Source organism: Stenotrophomonas sp. YJH_SMC_36 (assembly GCF_059369935.1).
In genome coordinates this window covers 224,440-241,877 of record NZ_JCAFTD010000001.1, presented here as the reverse complement: position 1 = coordinate 241,877, position 17,438 = coordinate 224,440, and the positions used below count along the sequence as shown (strand labels likewise).

15 protein-coding genes are annotated in these 17,438 nt (G+C 67.7%); 3 read left to right on the top strand and 12 right to left on the bottom strand.

Translation table 11 applies throughout. From position 1 onward, the window contains the following. Window positions 1-65 precede the first annotated feature (65 nt). The 8 genes from AC5P76_RS01015 to gap all read right to left on the bottom strand — a co-directional run bounded on the left by AC5P76_RS01015 (window position 66) and on the right by gap (window position 11,330). Window positions 66-1,205: an ABC transporter substrate-binding protein gene (locus AC5P76_RS01015; RefSeq protein WP_065175758.1), complete on the bottom strand. Its 1,140-nt coding sequence runs from the start codon at window positions 1,203-1,205 to the stop codon at window positions 66-68. A gap of 130 nt (window positions 1,206-1,335) precedes the next feature. Further along, window positions 1,336-2,340, bottom strand: coding sequence for a class I fructose-bisphosphate aldolase (locus AC5P76_RS01010; protein ID WP_053518502.1), 1,005 nt, complete (start codon window positions 2,338-2,340; stop codon window positions 1,336-1,338). Window positions 2,341-2,506: 166 nt separating this feature from the next. Next, window positions 2,507-3,973, bottom strand: coding sequence for a pyruvate kinase (gene pyk, locus AC5P76_RS01005; protein ID WP_065175757.1), 1,467 nt, complete (start codon window positions 3,971-3,973; stop codon window positions 2,507-2,509). Between the two features lie 215 nt (window positions 3,974-4,188). Beyond that, window positions 4,189-4,875 (bottom strand): HAD hydrolase-like protein, encoded by a 687-nt coding sequence (locus AC5P76_RS01000; protein WP_283219263.1) that lies wholly within the window; start codon window positions 4,873-4,875, stop codon window positions 4,189-4,191. Continuing rightward, a complete protein-coding gene (locus AC5P76_RS00995) occupies window positions 4,872-6,047 on the bottom strand; it encodes a phosphoglycerate kinase (protein ID WP_053518495.1) in 1,176 nt (391 codons plus the stop codon). Before AC5P76_RS00995 ends, AC5P76_RS01000 begins: the two co-directional genes overlap by 4 nt. A 123-nt stretch (window positions 6,048-6,170) precedes the next feature. Continuing rightward, entirely contained in the window at window positions 6,171-7,544 is a 1,374-nt protein-coding gene (locus AC5P76_RS00990; protein WP_253118334.1) for a DUF3999 domain-containing protein, read from the bottom strand. Next, window positions 7,541-10,198 carry a DUF2339 domain-containing protein gene (locus tag AC5P76_RS00985; RefSeq protein ID WP_253118333.1) on the bottom strand — a complete coding sequence of 886 codons (2,658 nt, stop codon included), beginning with the start codon at window positions 10,196-10,198 and terminating at the stop codon, window positions 7,541-7,543. Before AC5P76_RS00985 ends, AC5P76_RS00990 begins: the two co-directional genes overlap by 4 nt. 127 nt (window positions 10,199-10,325) lie before the next feature. Next, window positions 10,326-11,330 carry a type I glyceraldehyde-3-phosphate dehydrogenase gene (gap, locus tag AC5P76_RS00980; protein ID WP_253118332.1) on the bottom strand — a complete coding sequence of 335 codons (1,005 nt, stop codon included), beginning with the start codon at window positions 11,328-11,330 and terminating at the stop codon, window positions 10,326-10,328. A 192-nt stretch (window positions 11,331-11,522) separates the two neighbouring features. On the opposite strand from gap, the gene AC5P76_RS00975 reads away from it, so the two are divergent. Then, window positions 11,523-12,152 carry an OmpW/AlkL family protein gene (locus AC5P76_RS00975; protein ID WP_053518487.1) on the top strand — a complete coding sequence of 210 codons (630 nt, stop codon included), beginning with the start codon at window positions 11,523-11,525 and terminating at the stop codon, window positions 12,150-12,152. 100 nt (window positions 12,153-12,252) lie between these two features. On the opposite strand, the gene AC5P76_RS00970 is transcribed toward AC5P76_RS00975, so the two are convergent. After that, window positions 12,253-13,377 (bottom strand): GGDEF domain-containing protein, encoded by a 1,125-nt coding sequence (locus AC5P76_RS00970; RefSeq protein WP_053518485.1) that lies wholly within the window; start codon window positions 13,375-13,377, stop codon window positions 12,253-12,255. A gap of 114 nt (window positions 13,378-13,491) precedes the next feature. On the opposite strand from AC5P76_RS00970, the gene AC5P76_RS00965 reads away from it, so the two are divergent. Continuing rightward, complete coding sequence (locus AC5P76_RS00965; protein WP_253118331.1) at window positions 13,492-14,310, top strand: S1/P1 nuclease; 819 nt, start codon at window positions 13,492-13,494, stop codon at window positions 14,308-14,310. A gap of 11 nt (window positions 14,311-14,321) precedes the next feature. After that, window positions 14,322-15,122, top strand: a complete 801-nt coding sequence (locus AC5P76_RS00960; RefSeq protein ID WP_053518482.1) for an MBL fold metallo-hydrolase — start codon at window positions 14,322-14,324, stop codon at window positions 15,120-15,122. A gap of 55 nt (window positions 15,123-15,177) precedes the next feature. Here the strand turns inward: AC5P76_RS00960 and AC5P76_RS00955 are convergent, their stop codons facing one another. Genes AC5P76_RS00955 through AC5P76_RS00945 form a run of 3 tightly spaced genes read right to left on the bottom strand, consistent with a single transcriptional unit; the run spans window position 15,178 to window position 17,346 of the window. Continuing rightward, complete coding sequence (locus tag AC5P76_RS00955; RefSeq protein ID WP_065175751.1) at window positions 15,178-15,738, bottom strand: hypothetical protein; 561 nt, start codon at window positions 15,736-15,738, stop codon at window positions 15,178-15,180. Continuing rightward, entirely contained in the window at window positions 15,735-16,988 is a 1,254-nt protein-coding gene (locus AC5P76_RS00950) for a M56 family metallopeptidase (RefSeq protein WP_197600555.1), read from the bottom strand. The genes AC5P76_RS00955 and AC5P76_RS00950 overlap by 4 nt, the downstream gene beginning before the upstream one ends. Continuing rightward, the gene (locus AC5P76_RS00945) at window positions 16,981-17,346 is read right to left on the bottom strand and encodes a BlaI/MecI/CopY family transcriptional regulator (RefSeq protein ID WP_065181668.1); all 366 of its coding nucleotides are present in this window, start codon (window positions 17,344-17,346) and stop codon (window positions 16,981-16,983) included. The genes AC5P76_RS00950 and AC5P76_RS00945 overlap by 8 nt, the downstream gene beginning before the upstream one ends. Window positions 17,347-17,438: the final 92 nt, after the last annotated feature.

Sequence of the window (17,438 nt, the reverse complement as noted above, 5' to 3'; positions counted from 1 at the left end):
GGCAGCACTGAAGAAAAGGCCGGGCAATGCCCGGCCTTTTCATTGCGGCAGTGCCCCTGGACGCGTCAGCGGCTGGCCGCGTCGACTGCGGCGTCATCCGGCACGGCCGCCGCATCCGCCGCTGCGCGGGCCGCCGACGCCGCGGCGCCGGCAGCGCTGGCGCCATCGATCTGCACGCGCACCTCGACCAGGCCCTGCTCGTCGCTGAGGCTGGAAACATCGACGGTGTAATGACCGGCCGGCAACGATTCCTGCAGACGCGCGTTGGTGCCGTTGCCGCCGTCGTCGTCGACCAGCTCGACGTCACCGCCGACCACACGCAGCACGGTGTCCACCTGACCGGAGATCGCATCCAGGCGAACGTCGCCCGGACGCTCCAGTGTCAGCAGGAAGCGACGGCGACCTTCGCTGTCGAGCATGGTGAACACGCTGCCCGACTGCGGCAGTTGGGTACCATCGCGCTCGACGATGTTGCCCGGCAGCTCGGTGCGGGCAACGGTCAGCTTGAAGGTGCCGGACGCATCGTCGTCCAGCCCGCGCACGCCCAGTGTGTACTTGCCGGGCTGCAACGGCAGCGACAGGCGCGAATTGGTGCTGTCACCGCCATCGTCGTTCTCCGCGTCGATCTCGCCGCCCTTCAGCTTCAGCACGGTATCGAACGCATCGGACGACAGGTTGACCTCATAGAGGCCGGCCTTGTCCACCTGCAGGGTGTAGTCCTGCGATCCGGAAACCAGCATGTCCACGACTTCGCCGCTGCCTGCGATGGGCTTGCCGTCGTAGGGCACCAGCTTCTCTACCCGCAGGCGGTAAGGGCCGTAGGCGGTCGGGCTGTCGGCGTTGACCGCCACCTGGTAGGTGCCGGCGCCGTTGGCGCGGAACGCCAGCGATACATCCCCGCTGCGCTCATAGCCGGTGCGGCTGCTGGCGACCAGGCTGCCATTGTTGAACACGGCAATCGAGCCACTGAGGGCACCGGTCAGCTTCATGCCTACCAGCTGCTTGTCCTCCAGCGTGATCTGGTACAGCTGGTGGTGGCTGCCGTCATTGAAATTGATGCCGCTGCGCGAGGTGATCTCGCCGGAAACGGGCTTGTCGAACTCGAGCGACGGGGCCTTGCCCACATCCGCATTGCTGCCGGAGCGGTTGCAACCGCCTGCGGCGAGGACCGTAGCAACGGCCAGCGTGATTGCTGCCAAACGCATGTTTTTTCTCCTTGGCCTTCCATGTGTGTCCCCCGGGCCGGCCGGGCCCGCGGGAGGCGGAAAAGATACCCGCAAAAGCAAACGCCGGCGTGAGGCCGGCGTTGCCCTGTTCATCCTGCGATGGAACCGATCAACCGTTCCACTTGCCCAGTGCAGCCAGGCCGTTTTCCTTGGCGCGCTCGAACACGGTCTTCTGCGCGGCGGCGTAGTTGCCCTTCATGTCCTTGGCCCACAGCTTCAGTGCCGCCTGCTGCATGGCACGGCCGTAGGAGAAGCTCAGCGGCCACGGCAGGTTGCCCAGCTGGTTCATCGCATTGAGGTGGGCGGTGGACTGTTCATCGCTCTGGCCGCCGGACAGGAACACCACGCCCGGCAGGATCGCCGGCACGGTGCTCTTCAGGCACATCACGGTGGACTCGGCCACTTCCTCGACGTCGGCCTGCTCTTCGCAGTCCTTGCCCGAGATGACCATCGAAGCCTTCAGGATGGTGCCTTCCAGCAGCACGTTCTGCTGGTACAGGGCGTCGAACAGCGAACGCAGGGTGGCTTCGGTGACTTCGTAGCAGGTCTCGATGTCGTGGTCGCCGTCCATGATCACTTCCGGCTCGACCATCGGCACCAGGCCGCATTCCTGGCACAGCGCGGCGTAGCGGGCCAGCGCATGGGCGTTGGATTCGATGCAGGTGCCCGACGGAATGCTCTCGCCGATGTTGATGACCGCGCGCCACTTGGCAAAGCGCGCACCCAGCTTGTAATACTCCTGCAGGCGCTCGCGCAGGCCGTCCAGGCCTTCGGTCACCAGCTCGCCCGGGCAGCCGGCCAGCGGATGCGCACCCTTGTCCACCTTGATGCCCGGAATCATGCCGTGGTCGGCCATGTACTTGGCGAACGGCACGCCGTCCTTGGTCGACTGGCGGATGGTTTCGTCGTACAGGATGGCGCCGGAAATGTGCTCGTTGAGCTTCGGCGTGGTCAGCAGCAGTTCGCGATAGGCGCGACGGTTCTCCTCGGTGTTCTCGATGCCCACGCCGGCGAAGCGCTTGGCGATGGTACCGGTGGATTCGTCGATCGCGATGATGCCCTTGCCCGGGGCAACCATGGCCTGGGCGGTTTCAGCCAGCTGTTCGATGCTCATGTACTTCCTGTGGCGGGTGCGGGAAAAACGTAAGTATAGCCCCGCAGCCCGTGGCCTCGACGTGGAGGCCAGACTGGAAACGATTCCAATGTCCGTTCAGGACAGGCGCTGTCCTGCGCCGTTCCGGTCAGAGCCCCGGTGGGGCTCCGACCCGGTTCCGCAGCGGTTACAGATCGCCCAGACCGCTGGCGCGACCGTCTTCGCCCACCTCGAGCAGGCGCAGGGTGTTGGTCGCACCGTGGGTTTCCATGTGCTCACCGCTGGTGAACACCACCCGATCGCCGGCCTGCAGCAGATCCGATTCGACCAGCAGGCGGATGCTGCCACGTGCGGCTTCGCGCGGGGTCAGGCCACGGCTGTCGAAATTGATCGGAAACACATCGCGCATCAGCGCCATCTGCCGGCGTGCGCCGTCATGGCGGGTCACCGCGAACACCGGTGCCTTGGCACGGAAGCGCGACAGGTAGCGCGCGGTACCGCCGGACTCGGTCATGGCCACGATGGCCCGCACGCCCACGTGCTGGGACAGGAACATGGTCGCCATCGCGATGGCCTGGTCGGCGCGCTCCAGGTTGCGCGGCGACGCATTGAAGTCGGTCTCGGTCTGGAACTGGCGCTCGGCGCCCAGGCAGATGCGCGCCATCGCCTCCACGGCCTTGACCGGATACGCACCGGCAGCGGTTTCGGCCGACAGCATCACCGCATCGGTGCCGTCGATCACCGAGTTGGCCACGTCCAGCACTTCCGCGCGGGTCGGGATCGGGCTTTCCACCATCGACTGCAGCATCTGGGTGGCAGTGATCACCACCTTGTTCTGCGCCAGCGAAGCCTTGATGATCTTCTTCTGCAGGCCCGGCAGTTCGGCATCGCCGATTTCCACGCCGAGGTCGCCGCGCGCCACCATCACCACGTCACTGGCCTCGACGATCTCCTCCAGGTTCTCGATCGCTTCGGTGCGCTCGATCTTGGACACCAGCGCGGCGTAGCAGCCGTGCGATTCGGCGATCGCGCGGGCATCGTTCATGTCCTGCGCATTGCGGCAGAAGGAAACGGCGATGAAGTCGACACCAATCTTGGCGACGATCCCGATCAGCTCCTTGTCGCGCTCGGTCAACGCGCCCAGCGACAGGCCACCGCCCTGCTTGTTCAGGCCCTTGCGATCAGACAGCACCCCGTCGTTGAGCACGGTGCTGATGATCCGCTCACCCTGCACCTCGACGACCTGCAGCTGCATCAGGCCGTCATCGAGGAGCAGGACATCACCGGGGCCGACGTCCTGCGGCAGGCCGAGGTAGCTCACACCCACCTGCGTGGCATCGCCGGCCGGTGCGTTGGGCGAGGCGACCAGATCGAAACGGTCGCCCGCCTTGAGATGGATCTTGCCTTCGGCAAAGCGCTCGATGCGGATCTTCGGGCCCGGCAGGTCGGCCAGGATGCCCACTTCCACGCCCACCCGCTGCGCGGCAGCGCGCACGTCGGCGGCACGCTTGGCCTGGCCGGACGGGTCACCGTGGCTGAAGTTCAGGCGCACCACGTTGACGCCGGCGCGGAACAGATCCTCCAGCACGCCCGGCGGATCGGTGGCCGGACCGAGGGTGGCTAGGATCTTGGTGCGACGCTGACGCTCGAACATGGTGAATGGGCCTCTCCCGTTAAAGCACGGAAATTAGCACATCCTTCACGCCCCATGTATGCGGTTACAACCTTGTGCTGCCTGACTCTGCGGGACATGTAACGGACATCGCCCGGACATACGCCGGCGCAGGGTGCCCGGTCGCGTCGGGCCATGCCCGGCGGGCTTCGGGCAAAGCCGCCGGGCATGGCACGCCGCGACCGGTCAAAGAGGCATCAGGCCAACAGTGTCGTCAGCTGGACCGGTTCGCGTGCCAGCTGGCCCGCACCGGCTTCAGTGAGCTCCGCTTCGCCACCAAACCCCCACAGCACACCGATGCTGCGCAGGCCGTGGTGACGCGCGCCCTCGATATCCATGCGACGGTCGCCGATCATCCAGCACTGCGTGGGCGACACCTGCAGCCGGCGCAGCGCTTCGCCGACCAGCTCGGGCTTGTGGCTGCGCGAACCATCCAGGGTCGAGCCGATGATGTCCTCGAACAATCCGCCGAACGGCAGATGGGCCAGGATCCGGCGCGCGTGCGGCTCGTTCTTGGCGGTGACCACCGCCAGGCGGTGGCCACGCGCATGCAAGGTGCGCAGGGCGTCCTCCACCTGGGGGTACACCGTGTGCTCGCGCCAGCCCTCGGCATCGAAGCGCTCGCGGTAGTACCCGACGGCCTGCTCCACCCGCGCCGGTTCGATGAACAGCAGCGCGAACGTGGTGCGCAGCGAAGGCCCGATCCAGCCCAGCAGGGTTTCCCGCGCCGGCACCGGATGCTCCATCTTCTGCAGCGCATAAGCGATGCAGGTGGTGATGCCCACCTGCGAATCGATCAACGTACCGTCCAGGTCGAAGAAGAGCGTCGCGCGTTCTTCCGGTGCCGGGTGGGCAGAACCGGCCTGGGTGCCGTCCGGGTTCATGCGCCGCGCGCGGCGAGCGCGGCCACGGCCGGCAGGGTCTTGCCTTCCAGGAATTCCAGGAACGCGCCGCCACCGGTGGAGATGTAGCTCACGTCCTTGGCGATGTCGAACTTGTCGACCGCTGCCAGGGTGTCGCCACCGCCGGCGATGGAGAATGCCGGGGACGTGGCGATGGCACGCGCCAGCGCTTCGGTTCCCTTGCTGAAGGCTTCAAACTCGAACACGCCGACAGGGCCGTTCCAGACCACGGTGCCGGCATTCGCAATCAGCTGCGCGTACTGGGCAGCGGTCTGCGGACCGATGTCCAGGATCAGATCATCTTCGGCGACCGCATCCACGGCCTTCACTTCGGCAATGGCGTCGGGCAGGAACTGCTTGGCCGTGACCACGTCCACCGGAAGCGGAATCTCGGCCCCGCGCGCCTTGGCGTCGGCAACGATCTTCCGGGCGGTGTCCAGCAGGTCCGGCTCGTACAGCGACTTGCCGACCTTGTAGCCGGCAGCCGCGATGAAGGTGTTGGCGATGCCGCCCCCCACGATCAGCTGGTCGACCTTGCCCACCAGATTGGCCAGCAGTTCCAGCTTGGTGCTGACCTTGCTGCCGGCCACGATGGCCAGCAGCGGCTTGGCCGGTGCGTCCAGCGCCTGCGCCAGGGCATCCAGCTCGGCCATCAGCAGCGGGCCACCCGCGGCGACCGGGGCGAAACGGATCACGCCATGGGTGGACGCCTGCGCGCGGTGCGCGGTACCGAAGGCATCCATCACGAACACATCGCACAGCGCGGCGTACTTCTTCGACAGGGCTTCGTCATCCTTGCCCTCGCCGACGTTCATCCGGCAGTTTTCCAGCAGCACCAGCTGGCCCGGCTGCACCTCGACGCCGTCGATCCAGTCGCGCACCAGCGGCACCTCGCGACCCAGCAGTTCGGACAGGCGTGCGGCAACCGGTGCCAGCGAATCGGCTTCGCTCCACACGCCTTCCTTCGGCCGGCCCAGGTGCGAGGTGACCATCACCGCCGCGCCCTGCTCCAGTGCGCGCTTGAGCGTCGGCAGCGAAGCGGTGATGCGCTGTTCGGAAGTGATGCGGCCATTCTCGATCGGCACGTTCAGATCCTGGCGGATCAGCACGCGCTTGCCGGAGAGGTCGAGGTCGGTCATGCGGACGATGGACATGGGCAACTCTTGGGCTCAGGGACGGGGTGCCGGCGTTCGGCAGACCGTCATTGTATCGGCTGCGGCAGAACGGATGGCGCCGGCCGCAGCGCCGCTCCATGCGCGGCCGGGATTCATCGGGATCTACGCCGAAGGCGAAGGCTTCTGCCTGAGCAGGCTGACCGCCAGACCGCCCACGACCAGGACCCCCACGCCCAGCAGCGCCCACAGCAGCCAGGCCTTCCAGTCCCGCTGCGGTTCCAGCGCTGCGTCTCCGGCCAGCGGCTCGGGACGGCCCTCCAGGCGTGCCAGCGTCGGCTGCCAGGCCGGATCGTTGCGCTGGCGAAGTTCCTCGATCAGCACCCCGATCGGCGCCTCCGCGCGGCGCGCCGTCGCGCTGCCCACCGCCAGTGCATAGGGCGCAGCGCCCTGGCTCAGGAACACCATCACTTCCGGCTGGTAGCCCAGGCGCAGGGTGGGGGCGCCGGCGATCTCCGCCGGGCTTGCCACCAGCTTCCAGTAGCGGTCGCGGTGCACATCGCCCAGCACCTGCGCCGCCGACTGCTGACGCGGGCCCTGCGTTCCCTGCTGCAACTGATAGGCGATCCACGGTGCACTGCGTCGTTGCCACTGCGCGCCTTCATCGTCGCGGCTGAACAGCGTCCACTGCACCAGGCTGTTGTCGGTACTGGCGACATCGGCGCGCGCGATCGGGAAACGTCCGTCCAGTTCGAAGGTGTATTCGCCCTTGCCCTGCGCTGTCGGCGTCAGTGACAGCCATTCCCACGGCAACGTCGCCGGTGCCGGCGGAAGCTCGGCGAGCACGCCATGCAGGGCAGGCAGTCGCGCGTCGCCCTGCGGCAGCACGCGCAGATAGCGCGCATTGCCGTCAACCTGCAGGCGTCGCTGCAGCAATCGTTTGCCGGCGCGCTGCAGGTCCACCAGCGGAATGTCCCGACCGATGGAGCGCCAATGCTGCAGGTCATCGCTGGCATCAAGCTGCACCTGCGCCTGCAGCGGCTGGCCACTGTCGGCCCAATCCAGCACCAGCGCCGCCAGCGGCTGCTGGCCGAGCACGCTGGCATCGATCAGCCAGCCGCCCTGCCCGTTCACCGTTCCGGCGCCGACACGCGCTTCGACCCGGCGCACACGGCCGTCGGTATCGCGCTCGGTCAGCAACTGCAGGTCGTTGCGTTGCGCATCGGCCAGCGGCGGCAGTGCGAACCAGGGCAGCTCGCGCTGCACCGGCGGCTGTGCCAGCGGCGCGTCCGGTGCCAGCAATGCCGACGGCAGGGCCTGTCCGGCCGCGTTGAACACCTGCAGGTCACCCAGGTCTGCTGCGCCTGCACGGCGGTAGATCGCCGGTTCCAGCACGACCCGATAGGCGCCGGACTGCGCACTGGACAGCGTCAGCGGCCACTGCTCGGCGTACTGCGTGCGGTAGTCGGACGCGTGTACGGCCATGGTGGCGAACAGGCCCAGCATCGCCGGCACCACCATCCTGCTCCACATTCTCATTGGTTCTCCTCCACGGATGGCACCGCGCCCGGTGGCGCCGGTGCCAGATAGCCGACGACCGTACACAGCAGGCCATAGGCGATGAACGATGCGATCCCGAGCAGGTTGCCCAGGTGCTGGCGGTCAATGAGGACCAGTTTGGCCAGGACCACGCCCATCAGCACCGCACCGACCATCCACAACACACGCTGGCCACGACGCGAGCCCCATACCCAGGCGATCACGCCGAGCACGCTCCACAGCACGGTCAGGCTGGTCTGGGCCAAGCTGTAGCGCGCCATCGACGTACTCCAGGCCAGTCCCCCCCAGTGGTGCACGCCATGCAGGACCAGGCTGGTCAGGGCGATGAAGCCCGCCAGTGCCAGCACCGGCAGGCGCAGCCTGCGCAGCGCGGGCGGTGCCACATCGCTGTACAGCCAGCGCGCCAGCAGCAACAGGCTCAGCCACTGCCCCATCTCGGCCGGGTTCAGCACCGGCAGCCACGGCAGCGGTGCCGCGGTGCCCGGCAGCAGCTGGCCCAGCAGCCATCCGGTCGCCAGCAGCGCGAACAGCACGCACTGCAGCGGCACGCGTGCGGCATCGAATGCCGGGCCCAGCGGCCAGCGCAGCCAATCCCAGCGCCACAGTGACAGCGCGGCCAGCAGCAGCCAGGGCAGCGTCACCAGCAGCAACGTCCAGCCCTGTGCCAGGCCGGCCTCGCCGCCTCCCCACAGGGCCAGCAGCGAAAGCAGCGATGGCCACAGCAGCCACCACAGGAACTGGGCGATGCGCGCCACCGTGTCGCCGCCCTGGCGCAGGCACAGCAACGTGCGCACCCCCAGCACGGCGAACAGCGCCCATGCCAGGGCGCCGTGGCCCGCGAACGGTTGCTGGTGCGCATGGCTTTGCGCCAATGCCAATGGGAACGCCATCGCCAGCATCGCAAGTGCGGTCATCCCCAGCGCACGTGCCGGTTGCCGGCGCTGCACCTCGGCGGCCAGCCAGGCGGTCGCCGCCGCCAGCACCAGCAGTGCATCGGCCTGCGAGGCATGCGCGAGGAAACGCCCGATCTCGTGCACCCAGCCGCCGAGCCACCACAGCAGGCCCCACAGGTAGTAGACCAGGGCGATCTCATGACGTGCCCGGCGCTGGTAGCTCCAGGCCGACGCCAACCCCGCCACGGCCAGCAGCAGCGCGCCGATCGCGGTGGGATTGAGCAGCAGGCGCGCGTCCTCGTGCCAGTGGTTGCCACCTGCCACGAAGGCGAATGCCGCCGCCATCTGCAGCAGCGCAGCGGACACCTGTGGCAGCCAGCGCCTCTGGCGCAGACCGAGCCAGGCCAGCCCGGCACCTTCCAGCGCGAACACCGCACCGGTGGCACGGGCGGACAAGGCCAGCGGCACGGCCAGCGTGGCGAAACCCACCGCCAGCACCGCGTGCGACTGCGCCAGCACCGTATACGAGGCCCGGGCGATCAAGGCACGCGCCAGCACCGCGTAGATCACCGCCAGGCCCAGCGCGCACAGTGCCAGTGTCATCGGCTGTTCGTGCAGCATCGCCGCCTGCAGCGAGAAGGCGATCAACGGCGTGCCGAACACCAGGCTGCCATCGACCAGATCGCGGCGACCGGCAGGCTGCCTGCGCGCGTACAGCAGGGGAATCAGCAGATAGAAGGCGAAGAACAGCAGCAGGAACGGTTCGGTGCTGGAGAACTTCTCGGCCCTGTACTGAAGCACGCCCCAGAACGTGCCGATACCGAAGGTGAACGCGAAGCCCAGCAGGTTCAGCGCGCGCCACGGACGGAACCAGGCGATGGCGAAGATGCCGGCGTTGAGCACTGCGTAGTAGCTGAAGAGGCCGACATGGTTGCCACTGCCGGTCGACAGCCACAGCGGGGCCATGAAGCCCGCCAGGATGCCCAGCACCGCCAGGGTGCGCGAGTTCTGCAGCACTGCCAGCACGCACAGGCCGGCGACCAGCGCGATCGAACTGGCGAACGCAAAACCCGGCGCGAGCAGTTCAAAACGCTTGAATGCCGCGAAGATGGTCAGCAGCAGCACACCGATGGCGCCGCCCTGCAGGGCCAGCGCGAACAGGCGCCGGCGTTCGCGCTGATGCCAGCCGAAGGCCAGCAGGCCCAGCGCACCAGCGGTGACGGCCGCCAGCCGGAGTTCGACCGGGAGCACCAGCCAGCCCTGGTCACTGACGTACTTCAGCAGCGCGGCAACACCGGCCAGCAGCACCAGCATGCCGATCTTGACCGGCACGTTGCCCTCGGTGAACCAGCGTTTGACGGCGCCGATGCCACGCTCGAAGAAGCCCGGCCCGGCCGGCTCGACCGGCGGCGCAGGCGGGGGCGGCGTGGCCGGCAGCGGTGGTGGTGGCGGCGCTGCCTGCCGCGGCGGCGCCGGCACGGAGGATTCCAGCGCATGGGCCGCCACGGGAGAAGGTGCTGCCGCAGCCCGCGGTCGCTCCATGGCTGGCGCGTCCGTTGCCGGAACGGGGGCGGGCCCGGGCGGTGGCGCGGCAGCGCGCGGCGATTGCGACACATCGGCCAGTGCGCCCTCAAGCGCAGCGACCCGGCGCCGCAGGCCGGCGATCATCACCAGCGCGACCACCAGCAGCAGCGGAATCGCCAGCAGTATCAATACGACCAGGGCTATCAGTGCTTCCATTGCGTGCCTTCCCATGCGATCCCGCGCCCCTGCGGCGGCGGTCGGACCGCCCCATGCTACGACAGGGCCGGTCCCTCAAACGACGAACCCCGGCCAGGCCGGGGTTCGTGCGCGATCTTCGCCGGCCTTACTTGGCGGCGACGACCCTGGCCATTTCCAGGCACTTGTTGGAGTAGCCCCACTCGTTGTCGTACCACGACACGAGCTTGACGAAGGTACCGTCCAGGGCAATGCCGGCTTCGGCATCGAACACCGACGTGTGGGTCTCACCGCGGAAGTCGGTAGCCACGACCTTGTCTTCGGTGTAGCCGAGGATGCCCTTCAGCGCGCCTTCGCTCTGTGCCTTCACTTCGGCGCAGATCTCGGCGTAGGTGGCTTCCTTTTCCAGCTCGACGGTCAGGTCGACCACCGACACGTCCGAGGTCGGCACGCGGAAGCTCATGCCGGTGAGCTTCTTGTTCAGTTCCGGAATGACCACGCCGACCGCCTTGGCCGCACCGGTGGAGGACGGAATGATGTTCTCCAGGATGCCGCGGCCGCCGCGCCAGTCCTTGTTGGACGGGCCGTCAACGGTCTTCTGGGTAGCCGTGGCGGCGTGCACGGTGGTCATCAGGCCACGCTTGATGCCCCACTTGTCATTGATGACCTTGGCCAGCGGGGCCAGGCAGTTGGTGGTGCACGAGGCGTTGGAGATGATCGCCTGGCCGGCGTAGGTCTTGTCGTTCACGCCGAACACGAACATCGGCGTATCGTCCTTGGACGGGGCGGACAGGATGACCTTCTTGGCGCCGGCATCGATGTGCTTCTGCGCGGTTTCCTTGGTCAGGAACAGACCGGTGGACTCGATGACCACGTCCACGCCCACTTCGTCCCACTTCAGGTTGGCCGGATCGCGTTCCTGGGTCAGGCGGATCTTCCTGCCGTTGACCAGCAGGTCGTTGCCCTGCACCGACACGTCAGCCTTGAAGCGACCGTGCACGGAGTCGTACTTGAGCATGTAGGCCAGGTAATCCGGCTCCAGCAGATCGTTGATGGCCACGATTTCGATGTCGTCGCCGAAGTTCAGCACCGCCGAGCGCAGGACGTTACGCCCGATGCGACCGAAACCGTTGATACCAACCTTGATTGCCATTTCTCAAGCTCCTGCAGCCGCGACGGGTGCGGCGGGGTGGATAGGGCCCACAAGTCTAGCAGGCCCGGCCTGGCCACCGCCGGCCAGACCGGGCCGGTGGCGGGCGGGCTGGCCGGATTTGATCCGGATCAAAGCGTTAGCGCGGCGTGAGGCCGAGACTGGCCCCATCCACCCCGCAACGAGAACACCCCCATGCGCAAGACCTCTCCCCTGATCGTGGCCAGCCTGGCCGCCGCCCTGTCCCTCGCCGCCGCCCCGGCGATGGCCCAGTCCAAGGGCGACTGGACCCTTTCGGCCGGCGTGCACCAGGTGGCGCCGAAGTCGAACAACGGTTGGCTGGCCGGTGGCACGCTGAAGGTCGACGTCGACAACGATGTCAAGCCGACCATCACCGGTGAGTACTTCATCGCTGACAACCTGGGCATCGAAGTGCTGGCGGCACTGCCGTTCAAGCACGACATCAACATCAACGGCCTCGGCCGTGTCGGCAGCACCAAGCAGCTGCCGCCGGTGGTGACCGTGCAGTACCACTTCAACAGCAAGGGCAAGGTGTCGCCGTTCATCGGTGCGGGCGTGAACTACACGACCTTCTTCAGCGAAGACACCACGGGCGCGCTCAAGGACAGCCGGCTGAAGCTGCAGGACTCCTGGGGTCTGGCCGCGCACGCCGGCGTGGACTTCGCGATCGGCGAGAAGGGCGCGCTGCGCGTGGACATGCGCTGGATCGACATCGACAGCAAGGTGAAGCTGGACGGCCAGAAGATCGGTACGGTCAACATCGATCCGCTGGTCTACGGCGCCTCCTACGTCTTCAAGTTCTGAGCGCGGCCTCCGGCGTGGCGGGCCTGCCCCGCCCTCCGGCCAACCGCTGAACCCTCCGCAGCATGTTGCCCCGGTGATCGCCGGGGCTTTTTTTTTCGGCCTACCCATCGGTGGCCACCTCCACCCGGTTGCGCCCGGACGCCTTGGCCCGATACAGCGCGGCATCCGCACGCGCCAGTGCCTGCTCCAGCGAATCGGCGCCATCGTCATGCCACCGCGCCACACCAATGCTGACGCTCACCACCGGCGCGGCGTCCGAATCGGCATGGGCGATCGCCAGCGCCTGGACCTGCTGGCGCATCCGCTCGAACGGCGCGGTTTCCGGCTCGCCCGGCGACCACTGCCCCAGCGCCACGAACTCCTCACCGCCGTACCGCGCCACCACCGAGTCAGCGCCGCGAAGCTGCGCGGCCAGCGTCACCGCCACCGCATGCAGGACCGCATCGCCCGCCGGGTGACCATGATGGTCGTTGTAGCGCTTGAAGTAGTCGATGTCGATCATCGCGATGCGCAAGGCGCCACGCGCGTGCGGCCGGCGGAGATAACGCTGGAAGATCTGGTTGGCACGACGATCGAATGCGCGCCGGTTGAGCAATCCGGTCAATCCGTCGTGGTTGGCCAGTGCATCCAGCCGCTGCTCGGCGCGCCAGGTTGCACGCGCCTGCCTTTCCAGGATGTAACTACCGAAGATGCCAGCCAGGTTGCTGGCCAGCACGAATGTCACGCTCTGCAGCATCTGCGCCCAGTGCCGGCCGACCTGCAGCTCCGCCAGCACGAACGCCGATGCGATCAGGGTTCCGGTCAGCGTGGCGACGCCGAAGCGCAGGCCACACAGGAAGTAGTTCAGCAGCAGGAACAGGCTGACGCCTTCATAGGGATAATCCACGCCGGCGCGATGCGCCGTCCAGATCATCGTCACCAGCGCCAGCCCGCTGATCAGCACAGCACCGCCCCCCAGCCACTGCAGATGGCGGCGGAACGCCGGGACGAAGGTGAGTGCTACCGCCACCAGCAATACCGGCAGCAGCAGCCCGAGCCGCCAGCGCAGCACCTGTGCATGCACATCCGGCGGAAGCCAGAAATGGTCCAGCACGGCAAAGCCGATTGAAAAGATGCCGGCAACGGCACAGGCCCAGCGCATCCGCCAGACCACCTGTTCATCGAACGCGCGGGCAAAGCCGTCGTCCGCATGTATTGCCGTGATGCGCCGGTCCGTGATGCTCATCGCGATGTCCCCGCCCGTGGCCGCGCCACCGTAACGGTCCGCGCATCAAGGGCGCGTGGCGAGCGGCCATGCTGGATCAAACGCGTCCGGCCGCCGCCCCGCTAGAATGCCGGCATGAAAGCCCTGCATTCCCTGTTCCTCGCCGCCGCGATCGCGCCGGCTCTGCTGTCCGCCTCCGCCCCTGCCCATGCCTGGGGCGCGCAAGGTCATCGCCTTGTCGCTGAGGTAGCGGATTCCCGCCTCTCGCCCACTGCACGCGCCGAAGTCGACCGCCTGCTGGCCACCGAACCCGGTGCCACCCTCGCCAGCGTGGCGCCCTGGGCCGACCAGCTGCGTGCCAAGGACCCGGGCCTCGGCCGCCGTTCCGCCGGCTGGCATTACGTCAACATCGCCGAAGACGGCTGCCACTACGAAGCGCCCAGGCACTGCACCAACGGCAACTGCATCGTCGAAGCGCTGAAGGCGCAGAGCGCGATCCTCGGCGATCGCAGCCTGACCGACGGCGAGCGGCTGCAGGCCCTGAAGTTCGTGGTGCATCTGGTCGGCGACATCCACCAGCCAATGCATGCCGGCTACGGTCACGACAAGGGCGGCAACGACTTCCAGCTGCAGTACGGCAACCGCGGCACCAACCTCCATTCGCTGTGGGACAGCGGCATGCTCAACACCCGCAAGCTGGACGACAACGGCTATCTGCCGGTGCTGCGGTCGCTGCCGGCGCCGAAACTGGCGCGCCAGTCCAATCCGCAGCGCGATCCGCAGGCGTGGGCTGAAGCCAGCTGCCGCATTTCGATGCAAGCCGGCGTTTATCCAGCCTCGCGTAAGATCGGCGATGAATACACCGCGCGCTACCGCCCGGTGGCGGAAGCGCAGCTGCGGCTGGCCGGCGAGAATCTGGCGCAGCTGCTGAACCGCGTGCTCGCCGCACGCTGAGGAGGTTGCCGATGCCGGTCCAGGTCCAGTCGTTCTTCCATCGTGACAGCAATACCTTCAGCTACCTGGTCAGCGACCCGGCCAGCGGCGAGGCTGCGCTGATCGATCCGGTCCTGGACTACGACCCGGACACCGATGCCAGCAGCGAGTCGCCGGTCCAGCCGGCACTGCACGCGATCGAGCAGCAGGGGCTGCGGCTGAGGTGGCTGCTGGAGACCCACGCCCACGCCGACCATGTGTCGGCCGGGCGGCGGCTCAAGCAGCGTTTCCCTCACGCCACGCTGGCCATCGGTGAAGGCATCCGCGCCGTGCAGGCGACCTTTGCGCCGCGGTTCGGCCTGCAGCTTCCTGCCGCGGACGACATCTTCGACCACCTGTTCGCCGACGGCGAGACCTTCACGCTGGGCGAAGTGCGCGGCCAGGTCATCGCCGTGCCCGGCCACACCAGCGACAGCATCGCCTACCTGATCGGCGACGCACTGTTTACGGGCGATTCGCTGTTCATGCCCGACGGCGGTACCGCCCGCTGCGATTTCCCCGGCGGCGATGCGGCGCAGCTGTACCGCTCGATCCAGCGCCTGCTGGCGCTGCCCGAGTCCACCCGCGTGTTCGTCTGCCACGACTATGGCCCGGGCGGCCGCGACATCGCCAACGAGACCACCATCGGCGAGCAGCGCGCGCGCAACATCCACGTGCATGACGGCGTGGCCGAAGCCGACTTCGTCAGCGTGCGCCAGGCCCGCGACGCCACGCTGGCCGAGCCGGCGCTGATGCAACCGGCGGTGAAGGCCAACATCCAGGGCGGCGCCTGATCGACGCCGCCGTGCTGGCCGGGCATGGCCCGGCGCTACCCGGCATCACGCGTGATCATTTTCCCTGCGTGCGGACGGTCTGCCGGCCCTTCACGATCTCGAAGGTGAAGGCGTACAGCAGGCTGACCGGCACCGGCTCGATGCGCTCGGCGCTCCCGCAGTCGCCGCGGTCGGCTGGGACCTTGCCGACCGGGTAGTGGCAGACCGCGGCAGCGCTGTACTTCCACATCGCCACCGCCTCCTGCGCCGCCTGCAGCAGCGGCGCGTTCTCCGCTGCAGCGCCGGCGGCGCACTCGGGGCGGTCGGTCAGCGGCAGGCTGCGCTCGACCATGCCTTCCGCATCGACCACCACCTGCAGGCAGATGGTGGTGGGCGCCAGTTCGGTACGCGGATCGCGGTCGCCCACCTTCGGATCAGGCGCCGCATACAGCTGCGGCATCCGATAGCCTTCGCCCGCTGCCAGCGCATAGGCCTGCACCTGACCGCTGCCGCCCGCCGCTGTGGGCTGCAACCGCTGATGGCCGACACTCTCGCTGCGGGTGTCAACCGTGCCCAGTCGCTCCTGGGTGGCACAGCCGGCCAGCAGCGTGGCCAACAGCAGCGCGGCCTGCCTCACCGCGCGCGCTCCGCTTCCCTCTCGTCCTCACTCATGGAGAACGTCAGTGGAATCCGCACGGCGGAAGCCACCGGACGCCCATCCTTCAGGGCCGGCCGGAAGGTCCAGCCCTTGGCGGCCGTGATCGACACCGCGTCGAACACACCGGGATTGGTGGCACTGAGCACCTGTACGTCGGTCGGCCTGCCCTCTGCGTCGATCTCGACCTTCAAGGTGACGACGCCGGTCAGGCCCTGCTGGAAAGCAGACTCCGGATACTTCGGCGGTGCCATCCTCTCGACCTGCGCAGAACGCTGCAGGCCGGCCGCAGCGGCATCGGCCTGCGCGTACTCGGCTGGCTCGACGCCGATCGACGACACGCCGGCCATCCCGAGCTGGCTTGCCCACGCCACCGTGGCCAGGCCCGCGCACACCCCGACCACCAGCACCTGCCCGGACACCCACGGCAATGCCTTCCGCTTGGACTGCTTCAACATGGCGATTCGCTCCTTCAATACGGGTTGGCTGCGCCAGTGACACACTGCCGGCGCAACCGGGTGAACCAGCTGCGCCTTCAGCAGCGTGCTGGCGTAAAGTCCGCGCAGCGCAGGCTGCGTGGCAATGGTGCGGGCATCGCAGGCCAGTTCCTGGTCGCGCAGGAACCTGCGTGTTGCCCATGGCATCAGCGGATGGAACCAGAACGCTGCGCGTACCAGCAGCAACGCGCCGTTCGCCCAGTGATCGCCATTGCGGCGATGGCTGCGTTCATGTGCCAGGATCAACCCCTGCTCGCGTGCATCGAACTGCTGGTCGAAATCGGGGCCGACCACGATGCGCGGCCGCCACAGGCCGACCAGGGCCGGCAGACCGGGATCGGCACTGGCCTGCCAGCTGCCGTCGGCACGCGCCTGCAGACGGCCCAGGATACGTTCGAAGCGCTGCTGCGCACGCAGGCTGCGCAGCAGACTGATCGCCACGCCAAGCATCCAGGCCAGCAGCAACCATTTCGGCCAGCGCATGACCTGGGTGGGCTCGCCCTCCGGCGCGACAGGCATCACGTTCAGGGGCAGGGTCGGCACATGCTGCAGCAGGGGCAGCGCAGGCAACGGCAGCAACAGGCCTGCCAGCAGCAGGGGCAACAACCACCAGCTGCGATAGGCCAGCGAGGGCCCTCCCAGCCGCAGCAGCAGCGGCCGCATCGCCGCCAGCAGGATCACCGCCAGCGCCAGCCACACGCTGGCCCGCCACACGCTGTCGAGCACCTCACTCATGGTCCAGCTCCTGGATCAGCTTCTTCAGTTCGGCGATGTCCTGCGCGCTGAGCTGGCCGCGTTCGCTGAAATGGGCAACCAATGGCGCCACCCGTCCTTCGAACACTCTGCCCAGAAAGTCCTGGCTCTGAGCCGCGACCCAAGCTTCGCGCTGCAGCAGTGGCCGATACAGATAGCGGCGGCCTTCGCGTTCGGCAGCGATCGCGCCCTTGGTCAGCAGGCGGTTGAGCAGCGTCTTGATGGTCGGTTCGGCCCAGTCCCGGTGGGCCAGTGCGGCAACCACCTCATCGGCACCGCGGGGCGCCTGCTGCCACAGCACTTCCATCACGACCGCCTCGGCTTCACTGATCGGATTCATTGTTTACGCCCGTAATCGACAATTCGATTACGCACGTAATCAAAGCCGCTGTCAAGCCTTCCATCGACCTGCACTTCATGCGCCCTGGCCCA

What these genes read in the sequence shown, in the direction of transcription:
- AC5P76_RS01015 (WP_065175758.1), bottom strand. Translation starts at nt 1,205, where the DNA reads ATGCGTTTGGCAGCAATCACGCTGGCCGTTGCTACGGTCCTCGCCGCA.
- AC5P76_RS00945 (WP_065181668.1), bottom strand. Translation starts at nt 17,346, where the DNA reads ATGAATCCGATCAGTGAAGCCGAGGCGGTCGTGATGGAAGTGCTGTGG.
- AC5P76_RS00985 (WP_253118333.1), bottom strand. Translation starts at nt 10,198, where the DNA reads ATGGAAGCACTGATAGCCCTGGTCGTATTGATACTGCTGGCGATTCCG.
- gap (WP_253118332.1), bottom strand. Translation starts at nt 11,330, where the DNA reads ATGGCAATCAAGGTTGGTATCAACGGTTTCGGTCGCATCGGGCGTAAC.
- AC5P76_RS00970 (WP_053518485.1), bottom strand. Translation starts at nt 13,377, where the DNA reads ATGAGCATCACGGACCGGCGCATCACGGCAATACATGCGGACGACGGC.
- AC5P76_RS00950 (WP_197600555.1), bottom strand. Translation starts at nt 16,988, where the DNA reads ATGAGTGAGGTGCTCGACAGCGTGTGGCGGGCCAGCGTGTGGCTGGCG.
- AC5P76_RS00965 (WP_253118331.1), top strand. Translation starts at nt 13,492, where the DNA reads ATGAAAGCCCTGCATTCCCTGTTCCTCGCCGCCGCGATCGCGCCGGCT.
- pyk (WP_065175757.1), bottom strand. Translation starts at nt 3,973, where the DNA reads ATGTTCGAGCGTCAGCGTCGCACCAAGATCCTAGCCACCCTCGGTCCG.
- AC5P76_RS00960 (WP_053518482.1), top strand. Translation starts at nt 14,322, where the DNA reads ATGCCGGTCCAGGTCCAGTCGTTCTTCCATCGTGACAGCAATACCTTC.
- AC5P76_RS01010 (WP_053518502.1), bottom strand. Translation starts at nt 2,340, where the DNA reads ATGAGCATCGAACAGCTGGCTGAAACCGCCCAGGCCATGGTTGCCCCG.
- AC5P76_RS01000 (WP_283219263.1), bottom strand. Translation starts at nt 4,875, where the DNA reads ATGAACCCGGACGGCACCCAGGCCGGTTCTGCCCACCCGGCACCGGAA.
- AC5P76_RS00975 (WP_053518487.1), top strand. Translation starts at nt 11,523, where the DNA reads ATGCGCAAGACCTCTCCCCTGATCGTGGCCAGCCTGGCCGCCGCCCTG.
- AC5P76_RS00990 (WP_253118334.1), bottom strand. Translation starts at nt 7,544, where the DNA reads ATGAGAATGTGGAGCAGGATGGTGGTGCCGGCGATGCTGGGCCTGTTC.
- AC5P76_RS00995 (WP_053518495.1), bottom strand. Translation starts at nt 6,047, where the DNA reads ATGTCCATCGTCCGCATGACCGACCTCGACCTCTCCGGCAAGCGCGTG.